Raw genomic sequence first — 11,508 nt, 5'->3', positions numbered from 1 at the left:
ACCTAATTATGGTGAGAAACCCAATAATTGGAAACCGTCAGGAAAGAGAATAAAGCGATGCAGCGCGGTCTTGGGGGTTTCCCCCATGAGCGACTGCATCAAGACAGCGTGGTTTGTATAGAACAGGCAATAATTGGTGTATTAATGCAGACTGTAATGGGGCTGCAAATATAATCACAAAAGTAAGCAGAAAGCTAGGGTTAAACTTAAGCCGACTGTGTAGGGGCATTTTGACTTGTCCCCAAAGAATATATCTTTGGTCAGCTAAGAAGAAACGGAGCAACACGGATTTATCCTGTTGCGTAGTATCTGCTTAGAATCCCCGTGACTTAAGTCCGGGGAGTAGTCAATTACTGCTATAGTTATCATCATTCAGTTTAAGATGAGGTGGCAAAGGAAGCAGACGTTTCACAATCAACAGCATCTGGTTTCGGAGAAATTTCAGAACTTTCTAGGGAAGTAGAATTAAAATCTAAATTATTTTTTTGATTTTGGAGATGATTTAAGGTATCTACAAAATCTCTAATACCTTGAAATTTACGATAAACAGAGGCAAAACGGATATAAGCAACTTCACTAATGTGAACTAATTTACTCAGAACAATTTCACCAATTTCAGCGCTGGTAACTTCTCTTTGGGTTCTACCCTGTAGCTCAACTTCAATTTCATCTACAAGAGCTTCGAGTTCAGTAGGTTCAATACCGGTTTTTTCACAGGAGCGGATAATACCTCGGAGTAATTTCAACTTATCAAAAGACTCTTTTTTACCGTCCTTTTTAATCACTGTTACTGTAACAAACTCTATTCTTTCATAAGTCGTGAAACGATGCTGGCAATTCAAACATTCTCGTCGGCGTCGGATACTTTTACCAGATTCAGCTGAACGCGACTCTAGAACACGACTATTTGTATGTTGGCACACTGGACATCGCATACTTTAAAAATTTCTCAGACATATAATTTCAGACATGAATATTTTAGCCTAATTTAGGCCAATGATAATTTATTTAAAAATTAGAATAAATGAGTACTGGGTTAAGGACTCAGCACTCATTTTTCATAAAAAAAGCAATTTATTTGATAATCAACCGATCAAAACTAATTACTTTCCAATTCTGGGAGGATCGCGGAAGGCGATCGCAAAAAATATCACACCCAAGGCCAAAGCCAATACTAATATATAAGCTGCACTTTCCATAAGGGAATTTCCTGAAGATCCAGTTCTATATTAGTTTACCAGCTTAACGTAAATAAAAGTCCAACGAAAATACTTTGTAACTTTTATCAAAGTAGTCGTTGGACTTTTATCGAAAATTTGAAGATGAGAGATACCTAGTTGTCTTAGTGGTTTACCTTTATTATTTGTTAAACCACATTCGCTTTAGGTTTCCTTCCTACGAGTACTTAGGTCACCCAATTTCTGGAATAGACCAAACTCTACTTGTTCCTCTAGGTCTGGGTCAATACCTGCGAATACGTCGCGGAACAATGTCCGACATCCGTGCCAAATATGACCGAAGAAGAATAGCAAAGCAAAACAAGCATGGCCATAAGTAAACCATCCACGAGTGCTAGTCCGGAACACACCGTCAGAGCCTAAAGTTTCTTGGTCAAACTCAAAAGGTTCACCTATCTGAGCTTTACGAGCATACTTCTTAACATCTGTAGCTTTAGTAAACGTTTGACCATTAAGTTCACCGCCTAAGAAGCTAACTGTTACGCCCTTCTCCTCAAAACTATATTTTGATTCTGAACGACGGAAAGGAATATCAGCCTTGACTACACCATCAGCATTGGTCAAGATAACTGGGAAAGTTTCAAAGAAGTTTGGTAGACGACGCACAAATAATTCCTCGCCATCTTTATCCTTAAATACTGGATGACCAAGCCAACCTTGAGCAAGACCATCACCATTATTCATTGGGCCAACACGGAAAAGACCACCTTTTGCAGGGCTATTACCAACATAGTCATAGAAAGCCAATTTTTCAGGAATAGTTGACCAAGCTTCTGAAGCAGTTTTACCTGCTGCTATTTCAGATTGAACGCGACGATCAATTTCTTGCTGGAAGTAACCGCTGTCCCATTGATAACGAGTAGGGCCAAATAATTCAATAGGGGTAGCCGCACAGCCGTACCACATTGTTCCAGCCACAACAAAGGCTGCAAAGAAAACTGCTGCAATACTGCTAGAGAGGACTGTTTCAATGTTACCCATCCGCAATGCTCTGTAGAGACGTTCTGGTGGTCTTACAGATAGGTGGAACAAACCAGCAATAATTCCCACAATTCCAGCAGCAATGTGGTGGGCGACAATGCCACCAGCATTGAATGGGTTAAACCCTTCCGGTCCCCAGGCTGGGGCTACTGGCTGAATAGAACCCGTTAATCCATAGGGGTCTGATACCCACATTCCTGGACCAAATACTCCTGTCAAATGGAAGGCTCCAAAGCCAAAACAGAGTAGACCTGATAAGAATAAGTGAATACCAAACATTTTTGGTAGGTCTAGAGCAGGTTCTCCGGTACGTTGGTCAAAGAACAGCTCTAAGTCCCAAAAAACCCAGTGCCATACAGCAGCTAGGAACAGCAAACCAGAAAGAATAATATGAGCTGCTGCTACACCTTCAAAAGACCAGAAACCAGGGTTAGTAGCGGCTTCTCCAGTAACACTCCAGCCACCCCAAGATTGGGTAACACCTAGACGTGCCATAAATGGCATAACGAACATTCCCTGACGCCACATTGGGTTCAGGACTGGATCGCTAGGGTCGAAGATTGCTAGTTCATAAAGGGCCATTGAGCCAGCCCAACCTGCTACTAGAGCAGTGTGCATTAGATGCACGGAAATTAGTCGTCCTGGATCGTTCAGAACAACTGTGTGTACTCGATACCAAGGTAGTCCCATTGACTACACTCCTCCTAATTAAGTGATGTCTATTCTGAAAGCTTTTTTCTTTTGTTTGTTATGCTCTTGTCTAAAATTGTCTTAGTTTTAGTCCAATAGTCAATATAGTCACTGACAAGATGGCCAATTTTATTCAAATAGGAGCATAAAAATTAAAACTATTTCAAGAATTGTATAGAGTTTTTAAGTTAATAGCAAGCAAACATTACAAAAGGAAAAAGTTGATGATGAATATTCAGTTAGATCAACTTTTGACTTTCAACTTAAGCCTAATGACTTTAGCTAATTTGACAGATGGCTGAGGTAGTACAAAGATATTCCAAGACTTTTTCAGAATTAATCAAGCGAGTCAACACCACGTTGCCAATATTCTGACTAGAAACAGACTTTTGAGCTTCAGCAGTGGGATAAATCTCTACCATCAATACTGGATCTTCGACTCGATGCAGCCACATTTTTTCATTTTTATCCAAAATACAAAGATTCATTTTTTCAATATCTGGTGCTCGTCTCCAAGCTGTTTCACTCCAGAGACCGCCGACAGTCCAAACTCTACCTACGGCCCATCCCTCTGATAAGAAGAAGTATTTCACAGACTTTTCTAAACTTGAGTAATTTATCAGAAAGTTTATCAAAGATTAAACCTTCTTTATGTTTTCAACTTAAAAGGTTCAGGACTTAAGATGTACGCTATATGTAGCGTACATCTTAAGTTTAGTTGGTAAAGAAAAAGAAAATACAATTTAAAATAGTGTTAATGGATAGTTTATCTGCTACTCAAATACTGATGGCTGTAATTGATAATCTAGATCAGATTTATTATTGTTCTCTCAAGAGTAATCGTTTAGTCGATGATACTGATGGTGTAAAAAAAATCTCAAAATCTGGGAACATTAAGTTGGATTCAAGGGGAATTATTATCGGGAAAAATTATAAAAATCAAGGGTTTTCCTAGGGATAAAAAAGCGAGTGCGTAATTCTGACTCAAGATAGTCAAATTATTTCGGGGTACTGTTAATAACAGAACAGAATTTATTGTGACTAATGATTTAAATAAATCTGCTATAGATGATAGCGTAGCTCCTCTGAAAGAGGCTGTATAATTTGAGTATCAAACTAGGTGTAAAATTGAGGAGTTTCACAGGGAGTTCAAGCAACTAACTAGACTTGAATGTTGTCAAGGCAGTTCTACACAAATTCAAAAAAATCACATTGCTTGTGCAATACTGCCGAGTGAATCATCTGAAGAATTTAGCATATAATTTAGGAAAAACTATTTATCAAATTAAGAATGGGTTATTATGAAAATATCTCACTTAGGAACTGAAATATCCAACCATAAGAGCTGATTTATAAAGCAAATATTAAGAGATTTAATTCTTTGCAATACAAGGGTTTTAGGAGTTATAGCCCAATAACACCTAAATTCCTGAGAGTTAGATTACATAAAGGTTTTAGCTAAGTTTACAAATCAGCTCTAAAAATGACAGTTATTTAACTTTTTCAAGATTGGGGATTTAGTTAGTAAATTGAGGCTATCTGATTAAAAATCGACTAACATTTCGGTTTCGCTTCGCGACATGAAAAGCGGAGCGAAAGCCTCAGAAATCGCCAAATTTGTTATGCACTATGCCGCATTTTTGCCTGATTCCTGAAATCTTGAGGCGATCGCTAAATTAGTAGGTGCTATATATAATGTCTTTGGGTAAGTCCTGAGGTTATTAAAAAAAATATATAGAACTCTTCATATCAAATCCGTTTAATTCGGTATAAAAAAATGTTCCATCTTCAACCATTACCAAATATTTCTCGATCTCCCCTACTGCCTATCTCCCCTACTCCCCTACTCCCCATCTAATTACACCGATGCTACCGGATTTGATATCATTCCTGGATCATACAGTCAAGTACAGTGGAAGTCGCCCGCAGTGTTATCCATAATGCCAGATTTGATATCACTAGTGCAGGATGGCGGAAATAACTAACCAGTTAAAAAAGGTTCAAAAGCTTGTACAATAACCTTTCTTCCCTTCTGCCTTCTGCCTCGTGCCTTCTGCCTTTTTGCACTAGAAGTTTACCATTATTCATGTAGCAATTAGAGCGATCGCCACAAGGGAAAAACCAATTTCCATCACCTGTTTTCCAACTGACAAATACTTCAACGTTGCTATCAATCCAAATTTTTTTCACCACAGGGAACCTGCTGATATTGTTATATCCTCCATTGTAATACCCAATGCCTCATCACGACAAAGGAAAGCTGCTAGTTTGCCAACTTCTTGTGGTTGTATAATTCTCTTCTGAGGATAGCTATGCTTGATTTCCTCTAAGTATTCAGCAGCAGTTCGACCTTCAATTTTAGCAAGTCGTCCTATCATCCCTTCAGCTAATTTAGTTTCTACCCACCCTGGACTAATTGAGTTACAAGATACTCCATAAGGTGCGCCTTCCAAAGCGACACAGCGAGTCAGTCCAAGAATTGCTGCTTTAGAAGTACAGTAGGCAGCGTGAAGCGGAGCACCTACTGAAGCAGAAGTCGAGGCAATATTAATAATACGACCCCATTTCCGTTTTATCATTCCTGGAAAACATAGCTTAGTAGTGCGATAGATACCGTTGAGGTTAATATCTATAACCTTATACCACTCTTCGTCAGGATGATTGCACATTTCATGCTCATAAGCAATTCCTGCCGCATTGACAAGAATATCAACTTTGTCAAATGCTTTTATTGTAGTATCATAAAAAGCCTGGACTGAGTCAGTTGAGGATACATCCAGATTCATTACTAGAGCTTTAACACCTTGTGACTCAATTTCACTCTGACATGAACTTGTGCTAGCAGAACGAGAACCGACTGCTACATTTGCTCCACTTTCAGCTAAAGCAATAGCAATAGATTTTCCTATGCCAGATGTACCACCTGTTACTATTGCTACGCGATTTTTTAGAAATTTTGCTTGATTCACATTTTTCAAGAATTATAGAAGCCATTTAGTGTTTTTACAAAGGTGCGGTTTTTTGTCAAAGCAGTTAACCCACCCCTAACCCCTCCCAGGAGGGGAAGTCAGGAGATAGACAAATAAAATATAGTTGTATCTTTCCAGCATTTCGCAGGAAATGCTTAAAATTGTTATTCAATCTGCAAGCGATTTTCGTAGAGTTTTTGGTAGTAAGGTAAACAAAATTCATAGGCTTGCTTTAGATGTTCGCTATCTTCTATTTTGGCATAATCTTTCTTTTCCCTTTCTTTAAATCCTTGACTAGATAACACATAATTATGCCACCCCCCTTCCCATTGATTGATTTCTGGTTGAGGTTTAGATTTCCATTCTAGAGCTTCTTCAATAAATGGTATACCTATAGCATTACAATAGGCTTTAACAGTTGCTTGAGGTTTTTTAACTAAATCATCTGAATCAATTACTACTGGTATTTTTCCAGTAATTTCTTTAGCCATTTCAAACAGCTTATCAAGTTGAGCATATCCAGTTTCTTCTAAGGTAAAATCAGACCAATTTTTAAAGAGAGATGGCAACATTTTTTCTGGATGTCTAATCAGAAAACTATTATTAAAATTAGACAAAAACTCTTGATTAGCTACAGGTGCAACCTGGTAACTCATATCTTTAATAAAAACTGGCTGCTTTTCATTTTCTTGCTTTAATCTTTCCAAAATACAACTAAAATTGTATTGGGGATCTGGTTCTATATCTGGATAACGAGTAGTATTACAACGTTCTTCAGAGTAGTAAAAAGATTTTCCAAAAGGTTCGTCATCTACGAAAAAATCTCCTCTTTCCCGCATCATACGCTCAAATGCAGTGGAAGTTGAGCGTGGTACTGCCCACAAAGCTAATATTTTTTTCATTTTTTAATATCCTGCTTAGTTTACTTTAGTTTAAAATCTCTTAATTTTGTTTTGCTTATCTCATTCTTCTAACACAGCAATTATCTTATTAATTGTGGGAATATTGACTTTTTGATCGAAGTTATAGTCTTTAAATTTGGCAACTATTCTATCATTAGGTTGATAGGAATTTTCATTGTCAGACACCCAACTACTTCCACAACCCCAGCGAATAACTTTAACTAATAAGTCTTGACTTAATCCTATCTTTTGACCTAATTTATAAGACTCCTGTAAAATAAGGTAATTGATATATGCCATTAACTCTGTTAGAGTTTGAGCAATTTCTTCTAAGGGTTCTTGTAATTTCTGCTGAGGTCTATCATAGTTGAATTGATAGGGATGAGGTTTTATCCGACCAAAATCATCTTTAACAAACTCATTAGAATAAACATAGTTCCGATTTAAACCATAGGGGGAAGGTGCTGTAAATCCTGGTATTCTCAAATCAATGTTATTCTCATCTTCAACTAATTTAGTTACAATGATATAATTTTCAGAAAATTTATATGTCTTTCCAGCTTGCCGATATCTAGCCTCAATAATTTTTCCCAAAGGTAAAGGAACATTGAATTCTTCAGCTAATTTCACAGTTAAATCACTATCCTTAGCTGCAATTTCTAAACTACAGGAATTGTCGTAACTGCCATCAAAGATAAATGGAGATATTTGTTCTGCTGCAAAACTATTAGCTTGGGATGCTTTCATAAACTGCCACATCCAATCTAAGGGAATACCACAGGTTTTAGCAATGATCAGCACTTCCCCCAAAACAACTATAGCAGTATAACACAGTAAATTAGTCAAGAGCTTAACAGCTTGTGCTTCGCCAATTTGATTCATAACGAAGAAGGATATTTTGCCTACACCATTCAAAACTTCCTTACTAATGTCAAACCCCTCTCGATCTCCACTAACATAAAAACTCATATTACCAAAATCTACCCCCATGTGGGATAAATTACTCACAGGAGCTTCTAGACTATAAACACCTTTTTTCTTAGCTTCCCCAGCAATATACTTGGTATTATGATAATCTGTGGTTGAAAAATCAATCCAAGTCGATCCAGTTTTCATTCCATTCAAAGCCCCATTTTCCCCTAATATATTTTCTGTAACATGATGGGGTAAAGGTAGATTAGTGATCACAATATCAGCATTCTGAGCCACTTCTTGGGGACTATTACACCAAACTGCTCCAGCTTCAATTACTGTTTTAGCTGCTTCTGGATATTTATCATAAACTTGCACAGGATACCCTAATTCTAAGAGTTTAAAAATCATAGGTCGTCCCATATGACCTGTTCCAATATAAGCAACTGTAGCTTTGTTTTTCATCTCAAATTTTTTCTCACTTACTTTAAGATTATTTGTTAAATAAGTCAATTCATTTTTCGGCTTTACGCTCAATCTCAGAAAGGTAGTTTTCAACAATTAATAATTAATAATTACCTCTCCTTGAAAAGAAGAGGATTGACTAATCATGAAAATTTTTCTTCTCTTGGTCGATTGGATATGGCGAGGATATCCGTTCTTGCAGACCCGCTCCGCTAAAGCCATCCCACCCTACGGGAAGCTGCACTAACGACCGCTTATTATCCCCTTAAAAGGGGAGGCGCATACCCACAATTTTTCGGTAAAACAGAAGAAGCAACTAATTTAATTAAGACTTTTCCCGGTTGAGGAATGGGTTTTGGTAATTGGGCATATTCCAGTTTTTCCATTTCTCCATACCCTTTTAGAATAACAGCTTTCATTAATTGTCTCATAGTTACTATAATTATTTGTAGCTGACTAAAAACTTGCTATCAATAATCTGATATCCTTGATTAAATCCAGCATCAATCAGCGCTTGAGTTGTCTTTCCTCCATCAAAAAAATAAAAACGGCAAAATTGCTCGCTGAGAATTTCCCCATTAGCTTGAGAAAACACATACCATTTATCAAGATAATTTCCCTCCTTCTTGATTTTCTGCTCATAAAAAATCTCATCTTTAATTTCCTTTTTATAGCTGGTATGACCTCCCTGAATTCCCAATGCTAATAATCCACCCTCGTCTAACTGACTGTGTAACTTTGCCAGCAACTGCTGATTTTTTTCTGGATCGATTATGTGGCTAGAAATTCTATATTCTCCATCTTCTTCCAATATACAAATAACACCTCCAGTTGAAACTATAGCTTCAAACTTTTCCTCAGTTTCAAATTCCGTAATATCTTGACAAATCAACCTAACATTTAAATTTGCTAATCTATTCTTAGCAATTTCTAACATTCGGGGAGAAAAATCAACGCCAACAATGTTATAGTTTGCCAAATAAAGCATTTTTTCAGTCAGTAATCCAGTTCCTACACCAATATCTAAAACTTTTCTTCTAGCACCAAGTAAGTTGTACAAAATATTGCTAAGGGAATCATAGTTAAAGTATCCACTTGTTAATAGGTTGTCATAGTAATTGGCTATCCCAATGTACTCATTAATCATTCATTTATTCTCATTAATTATTCCTCTGCTGATTAAATATCAAAGCATTTACAGATAAAGGTAAGTGCCTTTTTAGATATTGAAAAAGTGCCTATTTTTCAGCTATTCATGCTCAAAAAGTTAGCATTTTGGGGAAGAGTAGGGCAAAAAAATTACTGCCCCTACTCCTTAAAAAAGACTTTTTCAGCAAACCATAATTATTTTGAAGGTAATCCAATTTATAGTAGGTAATGAAATATTTTACACTACTCAAACAGGATTGCTATATTAAAGCTTAATTGGTGGAAACTCAATAATTTTTATCTATCTATAATTAAACTAATTCTTTCGCCCTACCTGCCCCTTCATGGGTTTCCCAAATTGACACAAAATTCTTCAACATTACTTCTTTAGAACTAATTTTTTCAGTAGTACCAAATGGTTCAATTATTGCATCAATATTAGGATAAACAAAGAAGGGAATTGATATTCTAGTTGCATCAGAATTACTATGAAATACTTCATGGGGCGTACTGACAAATAAACCTTTTGTCCACATTTGCAACAGATCCCCTAAATTAATCACAAAAGCGTCTTCTACGCAGGGAGCATCTATCCATTCTTCTTTAGTATGAACTCTCAAAGAAGGCTGGGGAAAATATTCTTGAATTAAAACTGTAAATATGCCATTATCAGTATGTTTTCCTGCTTTTCCCATCCCCGCAGGATAATAAATCGTGCGCTGGATTAATGTCGGTTTTGTAAAATATCGATCGAAGAAATTTGCTTCTAATCCTAAAGCTAAGGCGAATCCTTTTAATAATTTAGGAGTTACCTTTGTCATTATTTCTTTTTGTAGCTGATAATGAGAACTAGCAAAACCTGGAGCTACACTATCATCAGGTATAACTGTCGGACCGGTAAAAGGTTCCTCAGATAGAGGTCTTTCTATACCTAAATCGAAAACTTGTTTGGGGTCAAACCCAATTTCTTTATTCAGAAATTCTCCATACAAAGGAACGTAACCCCTGCAAGTTTTGGGATAAACTTTTTGGATATCTTGACGGTAGTTTAATTTAACATCTTCAGGTAGTTCAAAAAAATTCCGGGATGCCTCAATAGTTCGATTGATTATTTCTCTAGAAACTCCATGTTCTCTAAGATAGAAAAAACCATGTTCGTAGCAAACATCGTACAATTTTTTGATTTCTTGAGGTCTAGCTTTTTCTAATTCTGATAAGGAGATAATTGGCAGACTTTTCATAGAATCAATTTTATTTACCTATATAGTTCAAGTTTACGTCTGAATTGCCACAATAAAAACCATAGAGTTAGCTAATTTTTGCTTTCCTCTATTACTAGAAAATAGTTAAGGTTTTGGTAAAACCTAGGGAGTTGATTCTATCAGGTTTCCTGTTTGACTCTTTTGCCCTATTATGGAAGTAATAAGGGCTATCTTAAAAGTACTAAGACTAATTCAAAAACAGTACCCGAGCGAAACTTTTAACAAGCTCCTGTTCATAGAGAGAAACAGGAGTAGTGCTGCATAACTTTTCGGGGTGGAAAAATTATCAGAATCAACATCCTAGGTAAAACTGGCTGCACGTGATCGCTAAAGCTATGTAGTTAGCTTTTTCTTGGGTAGCTTTCACTCTTCGCTCACAGCAGCTTGTCAATTAACAAACTGCAAAAGCCCAATAATGCGCCCCTTCTTCGGAAATATATGGACTATCTTTAACATGGTTGACCAATTTAACTTTACCTTCTTGTTGGTAGCGGTCGCAAACTTCTTGGAAGTTAGTGCTATCATAATAGCTCTTGCGAGTACTTACTACTATCCATCCTCCTGGTTTGGTAATGCGGATTAGTTCTGACAAAGCAGTTGGTGGTACATGACCTAAAGTGAACACGCCACAACAAACTGTCGCATCATATTGGTTGTTCTCATAAGCTTCATTTTTTTTCGTGAGGTCTATTCCACTTTCCAGAAAATTATAAACACCTGTCGAGAGAGCTTGTTCTACCATTCTTTCAGACAAATCAGATCCATCTATATTCTGATAACCTTTTTGCTTGAGGACAATACCTACTAAACCAGTTCCACACCCTGCATCAAGGATTTCAATATTGCGATTACTGGTGTCTATTGCTTTCAACCCATCATCGCTCTTTAGACTTCCTAAGAAATTCACGATGTATACAGGTCCTGAGTACATCGTGAATTA

At 36.9% G+C, this 11,508-nt stretch carries 14 protein-coding genes; 2 read left to right on the top strand and 12 right to left on the bottom strand.

Translation table 11 applies throughout. The features are described 5' to 3' along the window. The first annotated feature begins 27 nt into the window (after positions 1-27). The gene (locus F6K13_RS04580) at positions 28-174 is read left to right on the top strand and encodes a hypothetical protein (RefSeq protein ID WP_161565186.1); all 147 of its coding nucleotides are present in this window, start codon (positions 28-30) and stop codon (positions 172-174) included. 203 nt (positions 175-377) lie between these two features. On the opposite strand, the gene nrdR is transcribed toward F6K13_RS04580, so the two are convergent. The 4 genes from nrdR to F6K13_RS04560 form a co-directional block, all read right to left on the bottom strand. Continuing rightward, the gene (nrdR, locus tag F6K13_RS04575; RefSeq protein WP_124155900.1) at positions 378-935 is read right to left on the bottom strand and encodes a transcriptional regulator NrdR; all 558 of its coding nucleotides are present in this window, start codon (positions 933-935) and stop codon (positions 378-380) included. 168 nt (positions 936-1,103) lie between these two features. Continuing rightward, positions 1,104-1,199: a photosystem II reaction center protein T gene (locus F6K13_RS04570; protein ID WP_011613950.1), complete on the bottom strand. Its 96-nt coding sequence runs from the start codon at positions 1,197-1,199 to the stop codon at positions 1,104-1,106. A gap of 183 nt (positions 1,200-1,382) precedes the next feature. Next, complete coding sequence (psbB, locus tag F6K13_RS04565; RefSeq protein ID WP_124147422.1) at positions 1,383-2,909, bottom strand: photosystem II chlorophyll-binding protein CP47; 1,527 nt, start codon at positions 2,907-2,909, stop codon at positions 1,383-1,385. A gap of 278 nt (positions 2,910-3,187) precedes the next feature. Next, a complete protein-coding gene (locus tag F6K13_RS04560) occupies positions 3,188-3,502 on the bottom strand; it encodes a hypothetical protein (RefSeq protein WP_124147428.1) in 315 nt (104 codons plus the stop codon). A gap of 164 nt (positions 3,503-3,666) precedes the next feature. Between F6K13_RS04560 and F6K13_RS04555 the strand changes: the two genes are divergently transcribed. Further along, on the top strand, positions 3,667-3,864 hold the full coding sequence (locus F6K13_RS04555; RefSeq protein WP_124147423.1) for a hypothetical protein: 198 nt from the start codon (positions 3,667-3,669) through the stop codon (positions 3,862-3,864). A gap of 1,034 nt (positions 3,865-4,898) precedes the next feature. Here F6K13_RS04555 and F6K13_RS04550 read toward each other — a convergent pair. From F6K13_RS04550 to F6K13_RS04515, 8 genes are all read right to left on the bottom strand, one after another. Beyond that, positions 4,899-5,102, bottom strand: a complete 204-nt coding sequence (locus F6K13_RS04550) for a hypothetical protein (RefSeq protein WP_124147424.1) — start codon at positions 5,100-5,102, stop codon at positions 4,899-4,901. Further along, positions 5,096-5,878: an SDR family NAD(P)-dependent oxidoreductase gene (locus F6K13_RS04545; RefSeq protein ID WP_124147425.1), complete on the bottom strand. Its 783-nt coding sequence runs from the start codon at positions 5,876-5,878 to the stop codon at positions 5,096-5,098. The genes F6K13_RS04550 and F6K13_RS04545 overlap by 7 nt, the downstream gene beginning before the upstream one ends. Positions 5,879-6,042: 164 nt before the next feature. Beyond that, positions 6,043-6,780 (bottom strand): sulfotransferase family protein, encoded by a 738-nt coding sequence (locus tag F6K13_RS04540; RefSeq protein WP_124147426.1) that lies wholly within the window; start codon positions 6,778-6,780, stop codon positions 6,043-6,045. A 60-nt stretch (positions 6,781-6,840) separates the two neighbouring features. Further along, positions 6,841-8,205: an NAD(P)-dependent oxidoreductase gene (locus F6K13_RS04535; RefSeq protein WP_124147427.1), complete on the bottom strand. Its 1,365-nt coding sequence runs from the start codon at positions 8,203-8,205 to the stop codon at positions 6,841-6,843. A gap of 209 nt (positions 8,206-8,414) precedes the next feature. After that, positions 8,415-8,576, bottom strand: coding sequence for a hypothetical protein (locus F6K13_RS04530; RefSeq protein WP_161565068.1), 162 nt, complete (start codon positions 8,574-8,576; stop codon positions 8,415-8,417). A 23-nt stretch (positions 8,577-8,599) separates the two neighbouring features. Beyond that, positions 8,600-9,304, bottom strand: a complete 705-nt coding sequence (locus F6K13_RS04525; RefSeq protein ID WP_124142745.1) for a bifunctional 2-polyprenyl-6-hydroxyphenol methylase/3-demethylubiquinol 3-O-methyltransferase UbiG — start codon at positions 9,302-9,304, stop codon at positions 8,600-8,602. A gap of 313 nt (positions 9,305-9,617) precedes the next feature. Next, a complete protein-coding gene (locus F6K13_RS04520; RefSeq protein ID WP_287286911.1) occupies positions 9,618-10,547 on the bottom strand; it encodes an isopenicillin N synthase family oxygenase in 930 nt (309 codons plus the stop codon). A gap of 412 nt (positions 10,548-10,959) precedes the next feature. Then, positions 10,960-11,475, bottom strand: coding sequence for a class I SAM-dependent methyltransferase (locus F6K13_RS04515; protein ID WP_287286910.1), 516 nt, complete (start codon positions 11,473-11,475; stop codon positions 10,960-10,962). Positions 11,476-11,508 lie beyond the last annotated feature (33 nt).

Origin of the sequence: Okeania sp. SIO2B9, from assembly GCF_010672505.1 — a bacterium.
GTDB lineage: Bacteria > Cyanobacteriota > Cyanobacteriia > Cyanobacteriales > Microcoleaceae > Okeania > Okeania hirsuta.
Note: the sequence above shows the minus strand (reverse complement) of the source record. Positions and strands in the feature narration are given on the sequence as shown.